19 protein-coding genes are annotated in these 22,997 nt (G+C 66.1%); 9 read left to right on the top strand and 10 right to left on the bottom strand.

Annotation, left to right across the window (positions count from 1 at the left end; all coding sequences use genetic code 11):
- Window positions 1–73: 73 nt before the first annotated feature.
- The 6 genes from OP498_RS00455 to OP498_RS00430 all read right to left on the bottom strand — a co-directional run bounded on the left by OP498_RS00455 (window position 74) and on the right by OP498_RS00430 (window position 9,618).
- Window positions 74–1,591 (bottom strand): DNA-processing protein DprA, encoded by a 1,518-nt coding sequence (locus OP498_RS00455; protein ID WP_280551636.1) that lies wholly within the window; start codon window positions 1,589–1,591, stop codon window positions 74–76.
- On the bottom strand, window positions 1,591–3,708 hold the full coding sequence (locus OP498_RS00450) for a RecQ family ATP-dependent DNA helicase (RefSeq protein ID WP_280551632.1): 2,118 nt from the start codon (window positions 3,706–3,708) through the stop codon (window positions 1,591–1,593). The genes OP498_RS00455 and OP498_RS00450 overlap by 1 nt, the downstream gene beginning before the upstream one ends.
- Window positions 3,709–3,735: 27 nt before the next feature.
- Entirely contained in the window at window positions 3,736–7,431 is a 3,696-nt protein-coding gene (brxC, locus tag OP498_RS00445) for a BREX system P-loop protein BrxC (RefSeq protein ID WP_280551631.1), read from the bottom strand.
- 97 nt (window positions 7,432–7,528) lie between these two features.
- The gene (locus tag OP498_RS00440) at window positions 7,529–8,137 is read right to left on the bottom strand and encodes a DUF1788 domain-containing protein (protein WP_280545997.1); all 609 of its coding nucleotides are present in this window, start codon (window positions 8,135–8,137) and stop codon (window positions 7,529–7,531) included.
- A gap of 120 nt (window positions 8,138–8,257) precedes the next feature.
- Window positions 8,258–8,872 (bottom strand): DUF1819 family protein, encoded by a 615-nt coding sequence (locus OP498_RS00435; protein ID WP_280545998.1) that lies wholly within the window; start codon window positions 8,870–8,872, stop codon window positions 8,258–8,260.
- A gap of 143 nt (window positions 8,873–9,015) precedes the next feature.
- Window positions 9,016–9,618 carry a hypothetical protein gene (locus OP498_RS00430; RefSeq protein ID WP_280551630.1) on the bottom strand — a complete coding sequence of 201 codons (603 nt, stop codon included), beginning with the start codon at window positions 9,616–9,618 and terminating at the stop codon, window positions 9,016–9,018.
- Window positions 9,619–9,663: 45 nt separating this feature from the next.
- Here OP498_RS00430 and OP498_RS00425 point away from each other — a divergent pair, with 45 nt between their 5' ends.
- Together OP498_RS00425 and OP498_RS00420 are read left to right on the top strand one after the other, a co-directional pair.
- Complete coding sequence (locus OP498_RS00425) at window positions 9,664–10,176, top strand: hypothetical protein (protein ID WP_280551629.1); 513 nt, start codon at window positions 9,664–9,666, stop codon at window positions 10,174–10,176.
- A 76-nt stretch (window positions 10,177–10,252) separates the two neighbouring features.
- Window positions 10,253–10,927, top strand: coding sequence for a Fe2+-dependent dioxygenase (locus OP498_RS00420; protein WP_280546001.1), 675 nt, complete (start codon window positions 10,253–10,255; stop codon window positions 10,925–10,927).
- A gap of 9 nt (window positions 10,928–10,936) precedes the next feature.
- On the opposite strand, the gene OP498_RS00415 is transcribed toward OP498_RS00420, so the two are convergent.
- Window positions 10,937–11,899: a GlxA family transcriptional regulator gene (locus OP498_RS00415; RefSeq protein ID WP_280546002.1), complete on the bottom strand. Its 963-nt coding sequence runs from the start codon at window positions 11,897–11,899 to the stop codon at window positions 10,937–10,939.
- A 75-nt stretch (window positions 11,900–11,974) separates the two neighbouring features.
- Between OP498_RS00415 and OP498_RS00410 the strand changes: the two genes are divergently transcribed.
- The 6 genes from OP498_RS00410 to OP498_RS00385 all read left to right on the top strand — a co-directional run bounded on the left by OP498_RS00410 (window position 11,975) and on the right by OP498_RS00385 (window position 15,869).
- The gene (locus OP498_RS00410; RefSeq protein ID WP_280546003.1) at window positions 11,975–12,223 is read left to right on the top strand and encodes a hypothetical protein; all 249 of its coding nucleotides are present in this window, start codon (window positions 11,975–11,977) and stop codon (window positions 12,221–12,223) included.
- 35 nt (window positions 12,224–12,258) lie between these two features.
- Window positions 12,259–12,747, top strand: coding sequence for a GNAT family protein (locus OP498_RS00405; protein ID WP_280546004.1), 489 nt, complete (start codon window positions 12,259–12,261; stop codon window positions 12,745–12,747).
- An 83-nt stretch (window positions 12,748–12,830) separates the two neighbouring features.
- Window positions 12,831–13,826: a TRAP transporter substrate-binding protein gene (locus OP498_RS00400; RefSeq protein ID WP_280546005.1), complete on the top strand. Its 996-nt coding sequence runs from the start codon at window positions 12,831–12,833 to the stop codon at window positions 13,824–13,826.
- Window positions 13,827–14,363, top strand: coding sequence for a TRAP transporter small permease (locus OP498_RS00395; protein ID WP_280546006.1), 537 nt, complete (start codon window positions 13,827–13,829; stop codon window positions 14,361–14,363).
- A complete protein-coding gene (locus tag OP498_RS00390) occupies window positions 14,360–15,619 on the top strand; it encodes a TRAP transporter large permease (RefSeq protein WP_280551628.1) in 1,260 nt (419 codons plus the stop codon). Before OP498_RS00395 ends, OP498_RS00390 begins: the two co-directional genes overlap by 4 nt.
- A gap of 58 nt (window positions 15,620–15,677) precedes the next feature.
- On the top strand, window positions 15,678–15,869 hold the full coding sequence (locus tag OP498_RS00385; protein WP_280546008.1) for a hypothetical protein: 192 nt from the start codon (window positions 15,678–15,680) through the stop codon (window positions 15,867–15,869).
- Window positions 15,870–15,890: 21 nt separating this feature from the next.
- Here the strand turns inward: OP498_RS00385 and OP498_RS00380 are convergent, their stop codons facing one another.
- Both OP498_RS00380 and rluF read right to left on the bottom strand, forming a co-directional pair.
- Window positions 15,891–16,490 carry a DUF938 domain-containing protein gene (locus OP498_RS00380; RefSeq protein ID WP_280551627.1) on the bottom strand — a complete coding sequence of 200 codons (600 nt, stop codon included), beginning with the start codon at window positions 16,488–16,490 and terminating at the stop codon, window positions 15,891–15,893.
- Window positions 16,491–16,513: 23 nt separating this feature from the next.
- Window positions 16,514–17,545 carry a 23S rRNA pseudouridine(2604) synthase RluF gene (gene rluF, locus OP498_RS00375; protein ID WP_280551626.1) on the bottom strand — a complete coding sequence of 344 codons (1,032 nt, stop codon included), beginning with the start codon at window positions 17,543–17,545 and terminating at the stop codon, window positions 16,514–16,516.
- A gap of 225 nt (window positions 17,546–17,770) precedes the next feature.
- Here rluF and OP498_RS00370 point away from each other — a divergent pair, with 225 nt between their 5' ends.
- Window positions 17,771–20,542 (top strand): HAD-IC family P-type ATPase, encoded by a 2,772-nt coding sequence (locus OP498_RS00370; protein WP_280551625.1) that lies wholly within the window; start codon window positions 17,771–17,773, stop codon window positions 20,540–20,542.
- Window positions 20,543–20,560: 18 nt separating this feature from the next.
- On the opposite strand, the gene hrpB is transcribed toward OP498_RS00370, so the two are convergent.
- On the bottom strand, window positions 20,561–22,993 hold the full coding sequence (gene hrpB, locus OP498_RS00365; protein ID WP_280551624.1) for an ATP-dependent helicase HrpB: 2,433 nt from the start codon (window positions 22,991–22,993) through the stop codon (window positions 20,561–20,563).
- Between the last annotated feature and the right edge of the window lie 4 nt (window positions 22,994–22,997).

Below are 22,997 nucleotides of genomic sequence, written 5' to 3'. Positions count from 1 at the left end.
GCGTATGGACTGGGAGTGCCCGGTCGGCGTCAGGGCCTCGGTGAGATCATCGAGGCCTTTCGCTGTGCGGCATTTACGATGATGTCTCGAAGGTACGCGGTGCGCGTAAGCGGCGCACATGGCCCTCCACATCGTTCTTGGTGGGATCGGCTGTCTCTGGAATTGCTAGGTACCGGACAGGCCGGGTGAGCTTTTCCGCTCTCTGCTCTTCCACGGCCTGCTTGAGCCAGGTATTCACCTGAGATTTCTGCAGTCCCGTATCGGCAACGATCTCATCTACCGTTCTTGGGGACTGGGCAAACCGTTGCAGCTCGCGCAGGAACAGCTGATAAAAATCGATGCCGCCTACTTGCCAGGGTGCCTGACTTGAGCGTGCATCGGGTTCTTGCTCGGCAGGATCCGCGGCTGCATCCATGCTGCCGGTCGCCGTTGCTTCGGGGGCCGCAGTCTGCCCCGCCTCCTCTTCTGTCTGTCCCTCCGGGGTCGGCTCGAAGGCGGATTCCGGTTTGGGCTGCTGCAGGTTTTCCAAGGGTGCGTTCACGGCACCAAAAAGGTCAGCCTGGGGTAGCTCCGCGGTGCTTTCGGAATCGCCATTATCAGCGGGAGATTCTGCAGCGCTGATCGTTTGGTCATCGGCAGACGATTCTGTCACCGACGATGGTTGAGGCAGAGTGAACAGTGCTTGTATCTCTAACTGGTCTACCTCCTGCGCGCACCAATCGCCACCAGCACTGACAAGCTGCTGGTTGCCGGCTTCCGGGTCCTGTGAGGGCTTCACCCAGAGCGTCACCCAGCCCTTCTTGAGGTTCTCTTCCGCGCCTGCCTTGGTGCCGCCACTACTGCCGGAGTGCACCACGACGGCGGCATCTGCAAGGCAGTAGATATACTTGTTGCGACCCATGGCGTTGCCGGCATTGAACCCGGCTTCCGGATAGTAGGGCGAGACCAGCACAAGGCCGCCATTCATCAGCCCTTGGCGCCACTGGCTGGAGGTCGCCGCCTTGAGGAGGCCTTCACTGAGGATTCCAATGACGGGGCCGCCCTCCTGAACCGCCCCTTGCATGGCGGCTTCGTCTATTCCGCGCGCCCCACCGGATACGATCCCTGTAGCGGCTTGAGCGGCTTTCGCTCCCAGCTTGCGCGCATAGGTCAGGTCATCATTACCTGCCTTGCGCGAACCCACTACGGCAAGACCACCGGCGTTGAGAAGCTCAGCATCGCCACAGCCGTAGAGTACGGGGGGAGCAGCATGCTTCAGTCGTTTTTTTAGTCGCCTTGGGTATTCCGGATCGGATCGAGTGATGACCCACAGGCCCGAGCGCTGCCACTTCTCCATGGCCAGCGCCATGCTGCTACCACGCTGCAGCAGGGCCTCAAGCCGGTCACGAGGAATCTTCTCATCACTCCACTTGCCCAGCACCCAAGGCGCGGCATGGCTCAGCAAGTCCCCTGGTGTGTGATTTGTTTCATGCAGCCATTGGGCAAAGCGTCCCCACTCGGTGGGCGTCAATGGTTTGGCCGCCCCCTTGGCAGGCTTGCTGAAGTAGCTGGTAAGCAGGAGAGTTGCCTGTGCGGCTGTCGATAGGGTCATCAATCATTCACCGAACTGGATGCCAGGGCTGTAGGGTAGACAGGCCCCGTGCCAGCACGTTGCAGCAGAGCGGCGATCACGGTCAATGTCCAGCCTGAGTCGACGATATCATCGACCAGCAGCACGGGTTCTCGCGGTAACCCGTTGGCGACTTCGAAGACACCGTCAAGGTTACGGCACTGGTGGAAGCGGTTCTGCTGGCCTTTCTGGGGCTCATTGTGCCTGATCTTGCGTACAGCATCGACGTAAGGCAGCCCCAGCCGGTTGGCCAGCCGCTGGGCGAAATCCGGCACCAGGTGCGGATGATTGAGAGATGGCACGGCACATACCCAGCCGGGGCGGGATTGCGGCTGCCAGCGCTGTTCGATCATCTCGGCCATGGCTTCGACCAAGTCGTCGCCGAACCGGCCCTGATGTTTACCCTGTTTGACCAGCCGCCCCCAGCCGCCGTCATTCCATCGGGACAGAACGCGACCTTCTTGTGCCTGCAGGCCAGAGGGAAGGTTGCCTCGAAAGCCATACTGCTGGAAGGCATTGGCGGCAACCTGCTTTCGTGGCTTGATGGCCATCTCGGCATGGCGTTGGTAGGTCGCTGCCTGATGAATCAGCTGCGGATCGACCTGAGTTGGCACCAGCGACTGGCCCAGACAATTGGTACATCGGCCACAGGGCGCGCTCTGCGGATCGTCCAGGGCTAGGCGCAGAAAGTTCATCAGGCAGCCCGTGGTGTTGATGTAGTCGTTGACCTGCTGCCACTCCCGCTGCCGGATTTCAGTTAGATGCTGAATACGTTGATAGTCTGGCTGATAAGCTACCGGCGTCCGTCGCCACATACTGCCATCTTTCACCACCGGAGCGGGCGACTCCACACTGAGGATTTTCAAGGTCTTGTCGATCTGGCTGCGTCGCAGGTTGGCATGCTGTTCAATCCGAGTAACCGGCAATCCATCAAAACGCGCCAGGGTGTCGAGAACCGTATTGATCTCATGATCCGACGGAAACGCCGAGCGCCGAAAATACTCATGAATATCGTCGTCTTCGTGACCGGCAATCAGCACGCCAAGTGCAGAGTCGATGGCCCGCCCGGCGCGCCCTACCTGCTGGTAGTAGGCAACGATGGAGCCAGGTGCCTGGTAGTGGATAACAAAACCGAGATCCGGCTTGTCGTAGCCCATGCCCAGTGCTCCGGTGGCCACCAGCACCTTGAGCTCATTGCGGAGCAGTCGATCTTCCAGGTACTCGCGATAGCGGTTGTTGTCGGTCAACCCTTGCGCCCGCAGCCATTCGGGCGGGCTGACATCGCCGTAGTAGGCGCTAGCCTCGATGCCACCACGCTGAAGCCAGTCGGCTACCTGCTCGGCGTCTCGGGTGGTGAGGGTATAGATGATGCCGGTGCCCGGGAGCGTCGGGACCACCTGAGCCAGCCAGGCGAGGCGAGAGGCCTGATCCGGTAATATCATCGCCTGCAGTGCCAGGCTCTCACGCCCCAGCGGGCCACGCTGGATCAGAATATCTCCCATCTGGGTGCGAATGTCGTCGATGACCCTGTCGTTGGCGGTCGCTGTGGTGCCCAGCACCGGCACCCCAGGTGGGAGCTGCCGTAGGATGCCGACGATACGCCGATAGTCGGGACGGAAGTCATGGCCCCAGTCGGAGATGCAGTGCGCCTCATCGACCACTAGCAGCCCGATATGATCGGCGATTGGCATCAGCACGGTTCGCACGAATTCATCGTTGGCCAACCGCTCAGGAGATATCAGCAGGCAGTCAACCTGGCCGGAAATCAAAGCCTTCTTGACGACCTCAACTTCTTCACGGCTATTGGTAGAGTTCATCGTCTCTGCCCGTATGCCCAAGCGTTTAGCCGACTCGATCTGGTTGCGCATCAGGGCCAGCAGCGGCGAGATGATGATGGTGACGCCAAAGCCGCGGTCACGCAGGATCCGTGTGCTGATGAAATAGACCGAGCTCTTGCCCCAGCCGGTGCGCTGAACCACCAGCAGCTTTCGCCCTTGATTCACCAGTGCATCAATCGCTTCCCACTGCCCCGGGCGAAAAGAGGCGGAATTATCGTCCAGCGCGGTCTTGAGAAGCTGTTCGGCGTGTTGCCTATCCATAACATTTGCTCCTAGAGATCATATGTCTCATCGCAGACGAATCCGCTTGTTCGCCTTGATCGCCCCTTCCAGTTCGCGCTTGAGGGCGTCGAGGAAGGCGTCGACCTCCTGCTGGCTCTCCAGGTAGACCCCTTCATGGGTGCGGCTGAGCACCTGGCTGACGCTGACCTCGGCGACGGGCTTGGGGGCGGCTACCGGGGCGCCTTCGCGCACGTCGCCGGCGGGCGTTTGGGGTTCAGATGCGGGAGCACCGCCTGTTGGCTTGGCGTCGTCATCGCGGGTGCCGGCATATTCCACCCCCTTGCGTGCGGCGCGCTGGCGTTCGGCCTCAGCTAGCTGTTCGCGGTGGAGCTGGTCGAGGCTATCCTGCTCGCGGTCGTTGGCGGTATCGCCCTGCAGCAGGTAGATCTGGGCGATGCCGGTGGCCGCTTCTATCTCCTGTTTGAGCAGCTGCAGCGGGCGAAGCAAGCGGTTGCTGAGCTCCGCCGTGCCAATGCCGCTCTTGACGATCTCGGCGCTGACCCGGGCGATGCGCTTATCGATCAGACCGATGGCGTGCTCACGCTTCTGTTCCAACAGCTTGGTGTTGGTCTCGTCGACGGTGTGAATCAGCCCGGCGACCTTCTGCAGCATGCCGTAGGGCGCCTCGGAGGCGTAGATGCGGTCCAGCTCGGTCAGGGCTGCCCTCGCTTCGGGTTCCTTCTCCAGCGCCGGGCGGTTGGGCTGGAAGCGGGTCAGCGCCTGGTCCAGCTGTTTCCAGGTGGTGAGCTGCTTGGTGAAGAACTCGTGAAGGTCGCGGTACTCCTCTTCGAGATCGAGCAGGGCCTCCTGCTGCTCGGCCACCGCCTTGAAGAAATCGAAGCTGTCGTCGATGCGCAACAGGCGTTCGACCTCCTTGAGGGTGCTGTCGATGGCGGCACGCCCTGGGAAGCGGCCCACCTCGGTCTTGCTGCGGTAGGCCTCCAGGTCCTTCTTCCAGGTGCTGAACTGCTCGACGTAGAAGGCATAGAGCTCGGTCTCGCTGGAGGGCCCGAGCTTGGTGAAGAGGTCCTTGGTAAGGTTGCGCACCTGACGCAGCACGGCGTCATCGGTCTGGCGCTTCTTCTGAAGCCGTACCTCGCTGCGCCGCCGGCTGTTGTTGAGCAGCTCGAAGGCCTCCTTGCCGGGCAGCGCCGGGCCGGCGGTGTGGAAGGTGAGCCTTCCTGCGGCATAGAGCCGGCCGAGGATCAGCAGGGTCTCCTCCACCGGCCAGCCGAAGGGGCGGTTGTTGAAGCGCTCCAGGAGCGGGTTGAGCGGCACCGGCTCGCCGCCGTGCAGGCCGATGTACTGCTCCACCTCGCGCACCGCCTGGGGGTTGCCTTCTTCGCCGTCGAGTTCAATGGCCTGCTGACCTATATCGTCGGCGGTCATCACGGCGACAAGCTCGCGCATGGGGTCGGGGGTGAGCACCTGCAGGTAGCCGAGCTTGCTGTAGGTGTTTTCCAGCAGGTACTGGCAGGCGTCGTCGAGGCGGGTGCTCAGATTGCTGCGGTTGATGTCGAGCTTCTGACCCAGGGCGTAGACATCGGCATCCAGCAGCATGTCCTCCAGGCGTACCAGCAGGTGCTTGCGACGCTCCTGGTTCTCGCGGCCGCGGTCGGCAAGGATGCGCTCCACGCTGCTGTCGCCGGAGGCGGCATTCAAGCGGATGTACTTCTCGGTCTTTAAGCAGGTGCGCAGGTCGTCGAAGAAGGGCTTGTTGTCACCGAGACGAATCAGCACCTGACCCTGGTTCTCGTTGCTGCGGTGGATGCAGCCTGCCTCACCGTTCTGGACCGAGTAGCTCTGGACGTAATCGATATCCAGCGGCGAGACCACCTCGACGCGTAGCTGGCTCTGGAAGCGGCCGTCGATGGTGTGGCCATCCAGGTAGCGGCCGATGGTGTAATCGGTCTTGTTGAGGGGGTAGCGGTACTTGTTGCGGTCGCGCAGGCGGTCCTTGTAGATCATCTCGGCCAGCAGCTTGTTCTCGTCGCTGCTGGTGATCTCGGTGGCCTTGATCTTGCGCGTGATGTCGCGCTCCTCGTTGGTGAGGAACAGGTACTCCTCGCCGTTGCGGGTGACCAGGCTCTCCTTTTCCAGACGGGCCAGGGTGCCCTCCAGGCGCTCGCGGATCGCCAGGCGGTCGTCATCGATGCGAGTGATGGAGAGCGTGACCAGGTTGTCGAGGGTGCCCTTGACCAGATCCACGTAGCGGATCATGAACAGGGTACGCAGGATCTCCACGTCGAAGTCATCCAGCGCGACGTTCTCGCTGGCCTGATCGATGGTGCGCTTCACCGCGGTATCGAGGAAGCCCTCCACGGCGCGGTAGAAGCTGTGCATCGGTACCAGGGCGCCGACCTCCTGATCGCTTACCGCCTTGGCGGCCATCTGGAAGGCGTCGAGCATGGAGCGCTCGCCGTAGGCCAGGTGCGCCCCGGTGGCGCCGACCTTGCGGATCTCCTCGAAGACCTTCTGAACCAGCTGGAAGTGGTACGGCACGAAGGGGTAGTTGGCGACGAAGCTCTCCACGCCGTCGACGTTCCTGAGCGTGGGGCCGGAGCGGTCGAAGGTGAGCTGATTGCGCAGGATCGAGCCCTTGGCCTCGAATACCTGGGCCAGTTCCCCACTGGCCTCCGGAGTCTTGGCCAGCAGGCGCTTGCGGATCACCTCGTCGGAGTTGGAGCTGGAGAGCGAGAGACGGGTCTTGAAGCGCCCGGCGATCTTGGAGAAGTCATTGGCCTTGGCGGCGGTCATCTCACCGAGCACGGCGTCCATGTCGGCCTGGGAGGTGACCACGATCCAGGCGCGACCGCCGCAGATGGTGCCGAGGTTCTCGGTCAGCGTCTGCAGGGTCAGCATCAGCCGGGTGTTGCTGCCGATGAACTGGCCCACCTCGTCGACCATGAAGACGATACGCTGAGTCGGGGACTTGGCGTCCAGGTACTCTTTCACCCAACGGCAGAAGTTCTCTACCGAGACGCTGAAGGTCTCCTCGGAATCCTCGAACCACTTGTGGGCGGCCTCCGGCGAGAGATCCAGCGCCTGGCTGATCGCCTGCTCGATGTCGTCCTGGTAGAACTGGAAGCCGTCGCGCTCCTCCTCCCAGACCATGCCGCTGGCCTCCTGGAAGGCCGTCTTGAAGCGCTCCAGCACACCGCGCTGGGCCAGGTGGCGCTCCATGTGGGCAATATGCGGGTGGTCGCCGCTGAAGCCCTGGTACTCGTTGAACACCCGCAGGAAGACATTGAGGATCGGGTTGCCGCCGTCGTTGGAGCTCGCCTTGCTGTCGATATTGAACAGGATGACGTCGGCCGGCTGCTGCACCGCCTTGGTGACGTCGGCGCGGATCATCGGGTCGTGGAGCTTGTGCTCGTCGAAGAACTCGGCGGCGCGGCGGTGGTTCCCGACCTCGTCCTCGGCCTCGATGTTGGCCAGCAGGTACGACAGCGCCTTGAGGAAATGCGACTTACCCGAGCCGAAGAACCCCGAGATCCACACACCGACCCGGTTGGCGATGGAGGGATCACTGAGCGGCGTGGCGTAGGACTCAAAGAAAGCGCGGAAGTGCTTCTCCAGCTCGTTGGTCACCACGTACTCGTCGAGCTCCTGGTAGACCGTTTCACGGTCCTTCTGGTCGGCCTTCACCACCCCGTTGATGGGGCGGTGCAGCGGTTTCTGGAAGAGGTCCTGGATACGCATGTCCGATCGATTCCTTAACGGGCAACGCCTCGCTCCCGTGGCGGGGCAAGGCGATCAACAAAGCGGCTGCCAGGGCAGCAAGGCTGCCGGCTGGCCATCAGGGCACCAGCGAAAAGGCGCGGTAGTAGTGATTGCTGGCGATCTGGTTGAACAGGGTCAGGCTCTGGCCGTCGTAGCTGCCGGGATAGAAGAGCACCAAGGGCTTGTGGCCGAGGCGACCGTGCAGCGCATTGAGCAAACTGTGGGCACGCATCACCGGCCAGACGCTACCCACGCCTGACAGCAGAATGATATCGGGGTCTTCCGACAGGGCGTGTCGGATCAGGAAAGGAGCGAACTTGTCCATGTGCAGCGGGCCACGCAGCGCCTTGAGCAGCGCCGCATCGCCCTTGGTCTGCTGCATGGCGATGGCCTTGTCGAGAAAGCCACGCGCCTGGAGATAGTCGCGCATCACGCGCAACAGGTTGACGTGGTCGACCGTCAGCTCGCTGTGCTGACGCGACAGCACCCCCTCCAGGAAGGTGAGGTACTCGCGAACCTGTAGTTCGTGCTCGGGGGGATAGTCGAAAACCCAGAAACCGATCTCGTTGCCCAGGCCCTGGCCGGAGAGAAAGGCCGGGCTGGTGATCTTCTCGGCGACCTGGTTGAGGCGATCCTTCAGGTGAGGATCTTCGTGGTGGGACGGCCCCTGCGTGAGCGGTGACATACGGCTCTCATCCTTGCGTCCGGTGTCGTTCTTCTCGTTATGACCATACTACGTGCCGCGGCCTGTGGGTGCGTCGTCGAGCGTTCAGGCACGCTACCGCCCAACCCGGGTCCATGGCGTTCAACGCGGCCCCAGGGCACTCAGGCAGTCCAGCAGCCGGATCAGGTGGTGGCGTTCCAGCAGATCATCCACCTCCGGCCGAAGCATAAGCGGCCGTAACGTTCGGTTACGACTGTCAGTCATTAAGCCTACTTCGCATAGCATGCGAAAGGCCACCTGGCCCATCTTTCGTCTAGAGGAAGCGGTCCAGCCGATGATGGCCGGATCGCGGAAGGCACGGTCGGCGAGGAAGTCATCCCACTGGTAGAGCTCAAGCCGCTCGGCCTGCGTCACGAAGGCATCGGCCACCACCGTCTCCAGGAACTCCACCAGCAGCAGGTTGCGCGCCAGGGCCGCACAGAACGCCACCTGGGTGGCCAGTTGGTCGTCGCCGTCATGCAGCGTCTGCCAGAACGGAAGCGGGAGCTTCTCAAGGCGCTTGCGGATCGCTTGGGCCATACGCTTGGCCGATGCGGGCCGCGCCTTCTGTAGGCGGTTCTCGTCGTAGATAGCCACCTGCCAGGTAGCGTTATCGGCGCCGGCCAGCAGCAGCTCCGCCACTATGCGGCTTTCGCGAACCATCAACGAGCCGCCGATGAGGTCTGAGTCGTAGTGGAAGGTCGTGGAATATGGCATTGGGCCAAGACACTTGCAGCAGCTGGAGGCGGAGCCACATGGTGGCGGCATGCCTGCACAAGCGCAACGACTTTGCCGTTGGTATACACGGGACTCCAGGCCGGCGCGACCAGTGGATGGACGGGCCGGCCTGCGTGGAGAGCTCAGTAGCGGCCGAGCAGCGATTCCAGCTTGAAGGTGCTGGAGGAGAGCTCGCCGAAGCTCATCACCGGTGTCTCCGGTGCCAAGGCGGACGGCCAGGCCTGCATCGCCTCGTCATAGGCCGCCATCAGCTCCTCGTAGGTCGCTTCGTCGCTGGCCTTGAAGAGTTCAGCCTGTTGTTCGAGCAGCGCCTTGGCGGTCAGCATGAAGCCACGCCCGTCCTGATACTCCAGCACATTGACGAACTGGCCTTCGTCCACGGCTTCCTCGTATTCGTGCATGGCCTGGCGCAACAGGGTCAGCTGGACACGGCTCTGGAAGGCCACATCTTCACGCAGTTCACCATCGACATCCTGCATGGCGGCATCGATAGCCTCGATGGCGGCCATGAAGGCATCGGCTTGCGCCCCCCATTCGCCGCCCTCGCGGGCCTGGTCGACCAGGGCCTGAAGCGTATCCTCGAACGACGCAACGCCACGGGTCTCGAAGGCCGGCTCCAGGGGCTCGTAGTGCTCCTGGAGGGGATGGCCGAAGTGCGGCTGGGAGGCGGTCTGTGCACCTTCCTGGTAGAGCTCGCGAGCGACGGCCAGATGGCCCTTCATCATGGCCAGGTTGGTGTAGTAGACACCGGGGTTGCTGGCGTCGATGCCATGGCCCGCTTCACCTCCTTCGCCACCTTCACCTCCTTCGCCACCTTCGCCACCTTCACCGCCAGCGGAAGCATTCAGGTAGGCAAACAACGCGAAGGGATCCGCCGCGGTGCTGCCTTCACCGCCTTCACCGCCTTCACCGCCTTCGCCGCCTTCGGAATGATGGCCGCCTTCGCCGCCTTCGGAATGATGGCCGCCTTCGCCGCCTTCGGAATGATGGCCGCCTTCGCCGCCTTCGGAATGATGGCCGGCTTCGCCGCCCTCGCCACCTTCACCACCATCACCGCTTTCGGAATGGTCGGCGTGGGCGAGTATCAGGCTGTCAGGCTCCTGGGTGGAGTCGTCCGGAACCTGGGTATCGGCCCAGCTGGCCGCGCCGGAGCCCAGCAGAACGGAGGCGCCGACGCCAACCCAAAGCTTGGTGCGAGTGCTGTTAGACATGCAGACTTCCTTAATATAGGGATTGCGAGAACTCTCGACCGTGCAGGCCGGAGGGTCACGCCCTATTATTGACGGGCGCACGAGACTAATGCAAATAGTTCGCAAATGTTTATAATTGGCAATCTCCTTCCCAACTGGAGCGCCCACTGTGATTCTTTGCATCGATCAGGTCATCCCCACGGAGCTGCTGTCGCGAGTTCAGGCCACCCTGGCCGACACCGCCTACCGGGATGGGCGGGAAACCGCCGGCTGGCATGCCCGCACCGTCAAGCAGAACGAGCAGGCCGATGGCCGCCAACCCGAGGTGATCGCCCTGCGTGAGGAGCTGACATCGGCGCTGCAGCGCCACCCGCTGTTCCAGATGGCCGCTCGCCCCCGACGCATGAAACCGCTGATGTTCAGCCGCTACCAGGAGGGCATGAGCTACGGTAACCATGTTGATGATGCGGTCATGGCCACCCCCGAGGGGGCGATGCGCACCGACCTGTCCTTCACCCTCTTCCTCAACGACCCGGACAGCTACGAGGGCGGTGAGCTGCTGATCGACTCGACCGCCGGGGAGCAGACCTACAAGCTGCCCGCCGGTGCCTTGATCCTCTACCCCTCCTCGACCCTGCACCGAGTCGAGCCCGTCACCCAAGGCGAACGGCTGGCCGCGGTGGGCTGGGCCCAGAGCCAGGTGCGCGAACCACAGCAGCGGGAGATCCTCTTCGACCTGGATACCACTCGCCGCCAGGAATTCGAGGCCAACGGCAAGACCCGCACCTTTGACATGCTGTCGAAGAGCCTGGCTAACCTGCTGCGCATGTGGGCGGAGGTCTGACAGGCGTGCTCAATTCCGCCGCGCTTCCCGCGGCGACAGGCCATAGCGGGCCTTGAAGGCCCGGGAGAAGGTGGAGCCGGAGCTGAAGCCGCAGGCCAGCCCCACCGCGAGGACATCCCTGTCCGTCTCGGCGAGCAGGTGCCGGGCGCGCTCCAGCCGCAGCTTCAGGTACCACGCACGGGGGGAAGTGCCGAGATGCTGCTCGAAGAGGCGCTGTAGCTGGCGCAGGGAGACACCGCTGCGGCTGGCCACCTCGGCCAGCGACAGTGGCAGCTGCTGATGCCGCTCCATCAGGGAAACCGCCTCCACCAGGCGGCGGTGATGGATCCCCAGGCGCCTGGCCAGCGACATGCGCTGCTGGTCGCTGCGGGTGCGGATCCGCTCGTGGATCAGCTGCTCCGAGACATCGACCGCCAGTCGCGAGCCGTGGCGACGGGCGATCACCTCCAGAGCCATGTCCATGGCCGCCGTGCCGCCGGCACAGGAGAAGCGCCGCCGCCCCAGCTCGTAAAGCTCGTCGGAAGTCTCGATGCCCGGGAAGCGCTCCTGGAAGGCCGGCAGACTTTCCCAATGCAGGGTGACGCGCTCGCCCTCCAGCAGGCCCGCCTCCGCCAACAGGAAACCGCCGGTATCGAGGCCACCCAGCACGCAGCCAGCCTGATCCAGGCGATGCAACCAGGCCATCAGGGGCCGGCTCAGGCTGTCCTCGGGACCGAAACCGCTGCATACCGCCAGGGAGGGCAGCTGATGCACCTCACCGATGGCGCGGTCGACCAACAGCGTCATGCCGTTGGAGGCCGTGACCGGCTCGCCGTCCTCACTGATCAGCGTCCAGTCGAATAGTGGGCGCCCGGTGATCCGGTTGGCGATCCTCAGCGGCTCCACCGCCGAGAAAAACGCCATCATCGAGAAGCGCGGCAGCAGCAAAAATCCTATGGCTTCGGGCAACAGCCCCTGATAGTCCAGGCGCAAGGTGTGTCTCCTCCTTCAGCGTCAAGTCAGACAGGCTAGAATGATCCTCAGGCTTCCCCACACGAGGTATCCCCCGTGTCCCGCAACGAGAGAACCATCCTGGCCTTCGACCAGGCCGGCAACGAGTATTTCATCGACATATTTGTCAGCGTCCGGGATCTCACTGACCTGCAGCACGCCGGGGCGACCCGCAGCGGCCTCCCCGCCTTCCGAACCCGCGAGGGCCACTCGGTCACTCACCTCGGCGGGGGCGAGTTCGCCGTGATGGTGCCCGGCGAGGAAGAAGCGATCACCGTCAGGACGCAGGATCCCGAGTTCGTATAAGGACGCCCGTGGAGATCGGCGCAAGGAGCCACCGAATGATCCGCCTCCGACCCTACCAGCCCGAGGACTGGCCGGCCCTGTGGGCCATTCTCGAACCGGTCTTCCGGGCCGGTGAGACCTATGCGGTGCCCCGCGACATCAGCGAGCAGGATGCCCATCGCACCTGGATCGAACTGCCCCGGGCCGTGCGCGTGGCCGTCGATGACGCGGGACGGATCACCGGCACCTACACCCTCAAGGCCAACCAGCCCGGGCCCGGGGACCATGTCTGCAACTGCGGCTACCTGGTCGCCGACCACGCCCGCGGCCAGGGTATCGCCGGCGAGATGTGCACGCACTCCCTGGCCCTGGCACGGGAAATGGGCTTTCTCGCCATGCAGTACAACCTGGTGGTCGCCAGCAACGCGGTGGCCATCCGGCTATGGCAGAAGCATGGCTTCACGATCATCGGCACCCTCCCCCGGGCCTTCCGTCACCCCGCGCGGGGCCTGACGGACGCCCATGTGATGTACCGTCTGCTGTGAGGCGCGCCGGCGCCCCGTTTGACCGCCGGCACTAGCCTCGGGCATGCTCACCAAGTGACTGACTCACCGAAGGAAAAATGACAATGAAAGGTTTCGCACGCCACACGCTGGCACTCGCCGTCTCGCTGGCCATGACCGCCGGCGCCAACGCCTCCGAGTTCGCCGACATGGATCCTGTCACCCTGCGCCTGGCCCACGTGGTCAACGAGCAGGACGGTTTCCATATCGCCGCCATGAAGTTCGAGGAACTGGTGGAAGAGCGCACCGAGGGCAAGGTGGACATCGAGCTCTACCCCAACGCCAGCCTCGGTGACGAGCGCACCCTGCTCGAGGGCATGCAGATCGGCACCGTCGACATGGGCGTGATCACCAACGGGCCGGTGGCCAACTTCGTCGAGGAGATGGCGGTTTTCGAGCTGCCTTTCCTCTTCCCCTCCCCGGAGGCCGCCTACGCGGTGCTCGATGGCCCGATCGGCCAGGAGCTGCTCGACAGGCTGGCGGAGGTCAACCTCAAGGGCCTGGCCTACGCCGAACGCGGTTTCCGCAACCTGACCAACAGCGAGCGTGCCGTGACCTCGCCCGAGGACATCGACGGCCTGCGCATCCGCGTGATGGAGAACCCGGTCTACGTGGACACCTTCCGCGAGCTGGGCGCCAACGCGGTGCCGATGGCCTGGACCGAAGCGCTGACCGCCATGCAGCAGGGCACCATCGATGGCCAGGAGAACCCGGTCAACGTCATCCACTCCTTCAAGCTCTACGAGACCCAGGACCACATGACGCTGTCGCGCCATACCTATGCTCCGGCGATCTTCGTGATGGGCATGCCCGCCTGGAACACGCTGCCGGAGGCCGCGCAGACGGTGCTGAAGCAGGCCGCCCAGGAAGCCGCCGAGCACGAGCGCCGGATGAACGCCGAGATGCAGTCCGAACAGCTGGCCGAGCTGCGCGAGGCGGGCATGCAGATCGTCGAGGAGCCCGATATCGCCGCCTTCCAGGAGGCCGTGGCCCCCGTCTACGAGAAGTACGGCGAGCAGTTCGGCGATACCCTGCCGCGCATCCAGGAGGCGCTGAAGTAAGTGCCTCCCCTCGCCCATTCCCTGCTGCGACCGCTGCGGTGGAGTGAGCGCGCCCTCGACGCCGTCATCGCTCCCGTGGTCTTCACGGCGATGGCGGCGTTGATCGGTGTGATCACCCTGCAGATCGTCTCGCGGGTCTTCTTCACCGCGGTGGGCTGGACCGAGGAAGTGGCCCGCTTCCTGCTGGTGTGGATCACCTTCCTCGCCGCCACCCTGGCCTTTCGGCGCGGCCGGCATATCGCCGTGACCTTCGTGGTGGACGCGCTCCCCGGCCTCCCCCGGCGCCTCGCGCGCATCGCCGCCCTGCTGGTGGCGCTGGGCTTCCTGGCGGCGCTGGTGATCATCGGGGTTGAGTACATGCAGGTGCAGAGCTTCCAGAAGTCCGCCTCGCTGCGCCTCTCCATGACCTGGGTCTATGCGGTCATGCCGCTGGCATCGGCGATCATGGCCTGGTTTGCGCTGGTGGATATCGTCGCCCTGGCGCTGGGCGAGTCATCTCCTGACACCCCACCGGACGCCGAGGAACCCGCCGCATGACCGCCCTGCTCTTCGTGCTGTTCCTGGTCTTCATGCTGCTCGGCGTGCCCATCGCCCTGGCCATCGGCGCCAGCGCCCTGGTGGCGCTCCATGCCCAGGACGTACCACTGATGGTGGTGCCCCAGCAGATGTTCCAGGGCATCAACTCCTTCGCCCTGGTGGCGGTGCCGATGTTCATCCTCGCCGGCGACCTGATGGCCCAGGGCAAGGTGAGCGAGAAACTGGTGGCCTTCGCCGATTCGCTGTTCGGCTTCCTCAAGGGCGGCCTCTCCATCGTCTCGGTGGGCGCCGGCATGTTCTTCGCCGCCATCTCCGGCTCCGGAGCCGCCACCACCGCCGCGGTGGGCGCGAGCCTGGTGCCCGAACTGCGCAAGAAGGGCTACGAGCCCGCCTCGGCGGCCAGCCTGATCGCCGCCAGCGGCACCATCGGGGTGGTGATTCCGCCCTCGGTGCCGATGATCATCTATGCGGTGATCGCCCAGCAGTCGGTGTCCAAGCTGTTCCTCAGCGGCATCCTGCCGGGTATCGCCATGGGCCTGGGGCTTGCCACCATCGCCATCGTCCAGGCCTACCGGCGCAACTACCCGCGCGGCACGGCCTTCTCGCCGGCCACCATCTGGCGCACCTTCAGGAGCGCGAGCTGGGGCCTCGCGACCCCGGTGATCATCCTCGGCGGCATCTTTTCCGGCGTGTTCACTCCCAGCGAGGCGGCCGTGGTGGCGGTCAACTACGCCCTGCTGGTGTCGCTTTTCGTCTACCGCGACCTGAGCCTCGCCGAGATCTACCGCATCCTGATCCGCTCGGCGATCACCACCTCGGTGATCATGCTGGTGATCGCCACCTCGGCAGTACTCAGCTGGACGCTCTCCAGCTGGCAGGTCCCCGGCGCCATCGCCCAGGCGGTGCTGTCGCTGTCCACCGACCCCTATGTGATCATGCTGCTGGTGGTGGCGGTGATCCTGCTCACCGGGGTGTTCATCGAGACGGCCAGTGCGCTGATCATCCTCACCCCGGTGTTGCTGCCGCTGGTCACCCGGCTGGGCATCGATCCCATCCACTTCGGCCTGATCATCGTGGTGGGGCTGGCCATCGGCATGATCACCCCACCGGTGGCGATCAACCTCTATGTGGCCTCCTCGGTCACCCGACTGCCACTGGAGCGCATCACCCACGCCATCATTCCCTACCTGCTGGGACTGGTCGCCGTACTGCTGCTGGTGGTCTATGTGCCGATCCTGCTGGGCCTCTCCGGCTAGGGTCACCCAGGCAGCGATATCACCCAACCGCTTGATCACCCACTACAGGGAGTTCCCGATGCATCGATGGATAGCGCCTGTCGCCGGCCTGCTCGCCATGGCCCTGCTGGCCGGCTGCACCACCTACACCTGGGAAGACGGCCGCCGGGAAACCGTGTGGGGCGTACCCGCCGAGGACGAGACCAAGACCCGCGAGGAGCGCCAGGCCGAGGGCGTTGAGTACCGCGAGCCCGGCGAGATTCTCGAATGACGCCTCTGCCAGGTGCCGGTGCTATGAGCGGCGAAATACCAGGCTGAGATTGTTGGCCGGCATCTCCACCACCTTGTCGAGCATCAGTCCATGGCGCTCGGCTTCGACCGTGACGTCGTCAAGGTCACGGATGCCCCAGCGCGGGTCGCGGGCCCGGAGGTCTGCATCGAAGGCCGCATTGCTGGGCGCCGTAGGGCACCCCTCTCGCCTGAACGGGCCGTAGAGGTAGAGCACGCCGCTGGGCACCAGAGAGCCACCGGCCCCTGCCATCAGCGCCTCGGTGACCGCCCAGGGCGAGATATGCAGCAGGTTGATGGCCACCACGGCCTCGAAGCGCTCCGCCGGCCAGTCGTCGGTCACGTCCAACTGCCGGGGCTCACGCAGGTTCGCCAGCCCCGCGGCCTCCCGCCAGGCGGCGATGGAGGCCAGTGCGCGAGGATTGGGGTCGCTGGGCTGCCAGGTCCAGCCGGGGACGGCGCCGGCAAGGTGCATGGCGTGCTCGCCACTGCCGCTGGCCAGTTCCAGCACCCGGGCACGTTCGGGCAGTACCTGCCGGAGGACCTCGAGGATCGGCTGTCGATTGCGAGCCGCGGCGGGGCTCTGCAGGCGTGGGTCGTTCATGGCTCTCCTCATGGCGGCCGCGGCTACTTCCTGCCCCGGGGCTTGCGGGAGGGGCCGGCGGCCTTCGGGCGGCCCCCCTTCGACGGCTTGGCCCCCGGTTTCTGATACCTGGGCGTCTTGCCGGCCGACGCCGGCTGGGCACCGTGGGACTTGCCATGTGCCTCCTTGCCGCCTGCCTTGCGCTTGGCGACCTTGCCCGCTGTGGCCTTCCCGCCCTCGCCGCGACGGCTCCTGCCAGGCTTTCCGGCACCCGACTTGCCGGCGCCGGCCCTGGCGCCCTTGCCCGCCTGGCGTCGGGCCGACCGGCGGCCGGGCGCCTGGGCTTCCGAGGAGGAGTGTTCGGTCATGGCGAGGATCGTCGCCACCTCTTTTGCCGTCAGGTCCCGCCAGTCCCCCGTCGCCAGCCCGTCGAGGGACACGTTCATGATGCGGATCCGCTCGAGCTTCACGACCTCGTAGCCGAACACCTCGCACATGCGGCGGATCTGGCGGTTGAGCCCCTGTACCAGGGTAATATTGAAGACGAAGCGGGACTCCTTGACCACCCGGCACTTTTTGGTGACCTCGCCGAGGATCGGTACGCCCGCGCCCATGCCGACAATGAAGTCATCGGTGATCGGCTTGTTGACGGTGACCCGGTACTCCTTCTCGTGCTGGTTGCTCGCCCTCAGGATGCGGTTGACCAGGTCACCGTTGTTGGTCAGGAAGATCAGCCCCTGGGAATCCTTGTCCAGCCGGCCGATGGGAAAGATCCGCGCGCCGTGCTTGACGAAGTCGACGATATTGGCCTTCTCGACGGGATCCGTGGTGCTGACGATGCCCACCGGCTTGTTGAGGGCGATGAACACCAGATCCTCTTCCTCAAGCGCCAGGGGCTCGACGACCCGGCCGTTGACCTTGACCACGCTGCTCGGGAACACCTGGTCACCGGGGGTGGCGCGCCGGCCGTCGATCCGCACGTTGCCCTGCTCGATGTAGCGGTCGGCTTCTCGCCTCGAGCACAGCCCGCTCTCGCTGATGTACTTGTTGATCCGTTTCGAGAGGGTCTGGGCCATGGGACGCGTCCGGGACGGGGAGGAAGGGGCCGAGGTGGCACGGCACGTAGCCGGGCAGTGTAAGGGGTGTACCGCCTCACGACCAGTGAGCCGGCCCCCGCTCCCCCGGCCTTCTTGTCCCGGGCGACAGGGACGTGTCGGGAGGATCTTGCCCGGGATCACTGCACTGCAGCATGCAGTGTGCTACATCTGTACGGGTCTACTCTCCCGGCACGGAGGTAAGAGATGCCCAAGCATGCCCCCGAGGCTCGCCGTCACTGGCATGCCATGACCCCCGAGGAGGCCCTCGGGCAACTCGACACGACCCGCGAGGGCCTCGGCGAGGACCAGGCCAGGGCCCGCCTGGACCGTCACGGACCGAACCGGCTGCAGCAGGCCAAGGGCCGGCCAGCCTGGAGGCGCCTGCTCGATCAGTTCAACAACATCCTGATGGTGATCCTGCTGGTCGCGGCCGTAGCGAGCCTCGGTCTCGGCCATACGCTGGATGCCATCGCCATCCTCGGCGTGGTACTGATCATCGCGCTGATCGGCTTCATCCAGGAGGGCAAGGCCGAGCAGGCCCTGGACAGCATCCGCGACATGCTTTCCCCGCGGGCCCAGGTGGTGCGCGGCGGCAAGCGACGGGAGATCCCGGCCGAGGAGCTGGTGCCGGGCGATATCGTGCTGATGGAGAGCGGCGACCGGGTGCCCGCCGACCTGCGCCTGCTGGAGGCGCGGCGGCTGCGCGACGAGGAGGCGGCGCTGACCGGGGAGTCCACCCCGGTGGACAAGGCGGTCGCCGCCGTGGACGAGACAACCGACCTGGCCGAGCGGGCCTGCATGGCCTATGCCGGCACCCTCGTGGTCCAGGGCAATGCCCGGGGACTGGTGGTCGAGACCGGCGATCACACCGAGATCGGCCGCATCTCCGAGATGTTGCGCGGTGTCGAGAAGCTCAGGACGCCCCTGCTCCAGCAGCTCGACCGGGCCGGGCGGGTGCTGGCGCTGTTCATCATGGGGGCGGCAGTGCTCACCGCGGCCTTCGGCGTGCTGGTCCATGGCGAGTCCGCCAGCGACATGTTCATGGCCGCCGTGGGCCTGGCGGTGGCCGCCATCCCCGAGGGCATGCCGGCCATCGTCACCATCGGCCTCGCCCTGGGGGTGCAGGCCATGGCCCGCCAGCACGCCATCATCCGCCGGCTGCCCGCGGTGGAAACCCTGGGCTCGATCTCCACCATCTTCTCCGACAAGACCGGCACCCTGACGCGTAACGAGATGACCGCCCGTGCGATCTGCCTGCCCGAGGGCGAAGTGCGTATCGATGGCACGGGCTTCGAGCCCGAAGGCGCCTTCCACCGGGTTCGCGATGGTGAGCCGCTCGATGCGCCCCTGGACCTCGACGACCATCATGCCCTTCGCCACTTCCTGAAGGTCGGCGTGCTGTGCAACAACGCCGAGCTCGCCCGGGACGAGGGACGCTGGCGGATCCACGGCGATCCCACCGAGGGCGCCCTGGTGGTGGCGGCCGCCAAGGCCGGCCTGAAGGCGGGCGAGCTGCGCGGTGACCACGACCGCCATGATGCCATTCCCTTCGAGTCCGAACGCAAGTACATGGCCACCCTCCATAGGATGGACGGCGAGCCCTACCTGCTGGTCAAGGGCGCACCGGACCGGCTGCTGCAGATGTGCCACCGGGTACGCACCGAGTCGGGCGAGGCCGACCTCGATCGTGGCGACTGGGAGGCGCGTATCCAGGCCCTTTCCGAACGCGGCCTGCGGGTGCTCGCCCTGGCCGAGAAGCGCGCCGACGGCATCACCGACCTGACCGACGCCCATGCCGAGGATGGCCTGGTGCTGCTGGGCCTGGTGGGCCTGCAAGACCCGCCCCGGGACGAGGCCATCGAAGCGGTGAAGGACTGCCTCGCGGCGGGCATCCGTCCGGTCATGGTCACCGGCGACCATGCCGTCACCGCCCGTGCCATCGCCGAGCAGCTGGGCTTCGCCCATACCGAGCGCGCCCTGAGCGGGCACGAGATCGAGGCCATGTCCGACGCCGAGCTCGAGGACATCATCCTCGACGTGGACGTCTATGCCCGCGCCTCACCGGAGCACAAGCTGCGCCTGGTCACCGCCATGCAGGCGAAGGGCGGCGTCTGTGCCATGACCGGTGACGGGGTCAACGACGGCCCGGCGCTGAAGCGCGCCGACGTCGGCGTGGCCATGGGCATCCAGGGCACCGAGGCCGCCAAGGAGGCCGCCGAGATGGTGCTCGCCGACGACAACTTCGCCACCATCGTTCGTGCCATCCGCGAGGGGCGCAAGGTCTATGACAACATCCGCAAGACCATCACCTTCCTGTTGCCCACCAATGGCGCCCAGGGGCTGGCCATCATGCTCGCCGTGCTGGCCGGCAGCCTGCTGCCGGTCACCCCGCTGCAGGCGCTGTGGGTCAATATGGTGGTGGCGGTGACCCTGGGCCTGGCGCTGGCGTTCGAGGCCGGCGAGCGGGACCTGATGCACCGCGCCCCCCGGGACCCCGCCGCCCCGCTACTCGACCTCTTCCTGCTGTGGCGGGTGGTGTTCGTCTCGGTGCTGCTGCTGCTCGGGGTGTTCGGGGTCTTCTCGTGGATCTTCAATGGTCAGAACGCCAGTATCGAGCTGGCCCGCTCCGGTGCCGTCAACATGCTGGTCACCGGCTGCGCGGCCTACCTGATCAACAGCCGCTACCTGACCCGCCACTCGCTCTCCTTCGAGGGGCTGTTCGGCAGCCGGCCGGTGTGGATCGCCATCGCCTTGGCGATGGCGCTGCAGTTCGCCTGGACCTACCTGCCCTTCATGCAGCTGGTGTTCGGCAGCGCCGCCCTGGGGCTCGGCCACTGGCTGGCGATCCTGGCCGTCAGCGTGGCGATCTTCCTGGTGGTGGAGCTGGAGAAGTGGGTGCTGCGCCGTCTCCATGGCGGGCATGGCGGGAGCGAAGGCGCCAGCGAAGCGCGTCAAGAGCACGCCGAGGTGCGCTGAGCGGTGGCGCGGCCGGGCTCACCTGCGTCGCTTGGTCCGCGCGGTGGCCTCGGCGGTCGTGGGGTCTTCGGGCCAGGGATGTTTCGGATAGCGACCGCGCATCTCGCGACGCACGTCCGCATAGCCATTGGCCCAGAAGCTGGCCAGGTCGGCGGTGACCTGCAGCGGGCGACGCGCCGGCGAGAGCAGGTGCAGTAGCACCGCCTCGCGGCCGTCGGCCACCCGCGGAGAGGCCTGCCAGCCGAAGCACTCCTGAAGCTTCACCGCCAGCACCGGCGGCTTGTCCGTCAGGCACGGCGTGTAGTCGACCCGATGGCTGGCGCCACTGGGCACCGCCAGGTGCAGCGGTGCCAGCGCATCGAGCCGCGAGCGCAGCGTCCAGTCGAGGCCGTCGAGCAGGAGGCGCGCCAGCGGCAGGCGCTCGACAGCCTCCAGACGGGTGATACCGTCGAGATGCGGGCCCAGCCACGCCTCGAGCGTTTCCAGCAGGGCCGCTTCCGACCAGTCGGGCCACGCCTCGCCCAGGACGCGGCGCAGCAGCGCCACCCTGCCCTGCAGCTGACTCAGTTCGTCGTCCTGCGGCAGCCCTCGGCGACGCAGTGCCTCGAGCAGCGCGCGGCGCACCGCCTCCGGCGGCAGCCTGGCCAGCGGCTTCCTCTCCAGCACCACCGCCCCCAGGCCACGCACCTGCTCGCCCACCAGGCGCCCCTGATCGTCGGACCACTCGAGGCGTGCCCGCCACTCCCGGGTCTGTGGATAGAGCGCTTCGAGCCGCGCTCGAGAAAGCGCCACGGCGCGGAAGATGCGTGCCCCGCTGGCCTGGCCGTCGAGCTCGGCGGCCACCAGCAGCTCGGCATGGGCCAGGGGGTGGCGCTCGGGAAGGGTCGCCAGCCCTCCGCCGGCCAGACGAAAGCGCCCCGGTTCGAGCCGTTGCGCCACCCGTTCCGGATAGGCCAGCGCCAGCAGCTCGCCCAGCGGCGCCAGACTCGTCACCTTGAGTGCCACGCCGGCGATGCGTGCCAGGCGCTCGGCGTCGCGCAGCCACTGGCGATGCTCCCGGGGGGCTTTGAGCCGCGCCTGAAGGGCCTCCTCGAGGTCGCGCTCCCCGTCCAGGCCGCGTCCCTCGAGCAGTGCCACCAGGGCACAGGCCAGGGGACGGGCCGCCAGCGCGACGGAGCGCTCCAGCATCACCGCCAGGCGCGGGTGGGTCGGCCAGCGCACGCAGGCACGCCCCAACGCGGTGAGGAGGAACGTCTCGTCCAGCACGCCCAGCCGACACAGCAGGTCACGACCGGCGGCCAGCGCCGCGGCAGGCGGTGGCGTCACCCAGGCCAGTCGATTCGGATCACTGAGGCCCCAGCGCGCCAGCTCGAAGGCCAGCGGCGCCAGGTCCGCCTGACGAATCTCGGGCTCGCCGTGGGGAATGAGCGGCTGCTCCTCGGCCCATAACCGCACACAGAGGCCAGGCCCCTGGCGACCGGCACGGCCGCGACGCTGGTCGGCGCTGGCCCGGTTGACCCGGCGCGTCTCCAGCCGGGTGAGTCCGCTGCGCGGCTGGAAGACCGGCACCCGCTCCTGGCCGGGATCCACCACCAGGCGTACGCCGTCCACCGTGACGCTCGACTCGGCGATCGCCGTGGCCAGCACCACCCGCCGTCGCCCCTCGGGATCGGGACGCAGGGCGCGCCGCTGGGCCTCGAGGGGCAGGCGGCCGTGCAGTTCCATGACGGCAAGCTGTGGCGCGCGGTCGCCAAGCGCCCGCGCCAGCCGACGGATCTCCGCCACCCCGGGCAGGATCACCAGGGCATCGCCGGCCTGCTGTTCAAGGGCCTCGAGCAGCGCCCGGGCCTGCTGGGCCGCCGCGTCTTCGCGACCGCTCAGCGACCGGTAGCGGGTCTCGACGGGAAAACTCCGCCCCGGGCAGTCGACCAGCGGCGTGGCCTCGCCCAGCACGCCCAGCAGGGCCTCGACGTCGAGGGTCGCCGACATCACCAGCAGGCGCAGCTCCTCGCGCAGCCCCTGCTGGGCATCGAGGGTCAGTGCCAGGCCCAGGTCCGCCTCCAGGCTGCGCTCGTGGAACTCGTCGAAGATCACCCCGGCCACGCCCTCGAGCATCGGGTCGTCCTGGAGCATGCGGGTCAGCACCCCCTGAGTGACCACCTCCAGGCGGGTCGAGGGGCCCACCCAGCTCTCGCCGCGCATCCGGTAGCCGACGGTCTCTCCCACCCGCTCGCCGAGCTGTTCGGCCATGAAGCCGGCCGCCAGCCGTGCCGCGACCCGCCGTGGCTCCAGCAGCAGCAGCCTGCCGCCCTGGCACCAGGAGGCCTCGAGCAGCGCCAGCGGCACCCGGGTGGTCTTGCCCGCCCCGGGTTCTGCCACCAGCAGGGCGCGCGGGTGCCGCTCGAGGGCATCGTGGATGGCGTCGAGGCGGGAATCGATGGGCAGCGTCATGGCG

The sequence above is a fragment of the Halomonas sp. 25-S5 genome, from assembly GCF_029889845.1.
In the GTDB taxonomy this organism is placed as follows: Bacteria; Pseudomonadota; Gammaproteobacteria; order Pseudomonadales; family Halomonadaceae; genus Halomonas.
Note: the sequence above shows the minus strand (reverse complement) of the source record. Positions and strands in the feature narration are given on the sequence as shown.

Excerpts from the sequence above, each read along its gene's own strand:
- OP498_RS00455 (WP_280551636.1), bottom strand. The coding sequence starts at position 1,591 with ATGACCCTATCGACAGCCGCACAGGCAACTCTCCTGCTTACCAGCTAC.
- OP498_RS00450 (WP_280551632.1), bottom strand. The coding sequence starts at position 3,708 with ATGGATAGGCAACACGCCGAACAGCTTCTCAAGACCGCGCTGGACGAT.
- brxC (WP_280551631.1), bottom strand. The coding sequence starts at position 7,431 with ATGCGTATCCAGGACCTCTTCCAGAAACCGCTGCACCGCCCCATCAAC.
- OP498_RS00440 (WP_280545997.1), bottom strand. The coding sequence starts at position 8,137 with ATGTCACCGCTCACGCAGGGGCCGTCCCACCACGAAGATCCTCACCTG.
- OP498_RS00435 (WP_280545998.1), bottom strand. The coding sequence starts at position 8,872 with ATGCCATATTCCACGACCTTCCACTACGACTCAGACCTCATCGGCGGC.
- OP498_RS00430 (WP_280551630.1), bottom strand. The coding sequence starts at position 9,618 with ATGATGAAGGGCCATCTGGCCGTCGCTCGCGAGCTCTACCAGGAAGGT.
- OP498_RS00425 (WP_280551629.1), top strand. The coding sequence starts at position 9,664 with ATGGCCCGCTTCACCTCCTTCGCCACCTTCACCTCCTTCGCCACCTTC.
- OP498_RS00405 (WP_280546004.1), top strand. The coding sequence starts at position 12,259 with ATGATCCGCCTCCGACCCTACCAGCCCGAGGACTGGCCGGCCCTGTGG.
- OP498_RS00400 (WP_280546005.1), top strand. The coding sequence starts at position 12,831 with ATGAAAGGTTTCGCACGCCACACGCTGGCACTCGCCGTCTCGCTGGCC.
- OP498_RS00390 (WP_280551628.1), top strand. The coding sequence starts at position 14,360 with ATGACCGCCCTGCTCTTCGTGCTGTTCCTGGTCTTCATGCTGCTCGGC.
- OP498_RS00385 (WP_280546008.1), top strand. The coding sequence starts at position 15,678 with ATGCATCGATGGATAGCGCCTGTCGCCGGCCTGCTCGCCATGGCCCTG.
- OP498_RS00380 (WP_280551627.1), bottom strand. The coding sequence starts at position 16,490 with ATGAACGACCCACGCCTGCAGAGCCCCGCCGCGGCTCGCAATCGACAG.
- rluF (WP_280551626.1), bottom strand. The coding sequence starts at position 17,545 with ATGGCCCAGACCCTCTCGAAACGGATCAACAAGTACATCAGCGAGAGC.
- OP498_RS00370 (WP_280551625.1), top strand. The coding sequence starts at position 17,771 with ATGCCCAAGCATGCCCCCGAGGCTCGCCGTCACTGGCATGCCATGACC.
- hrpB (WP_280551624.1), bottom strand. The coding sequence starts at position 22,993 with ATGACGCTGCCCATCGATTCCCGCCTCGACGCCATCCACGATGCCCTC.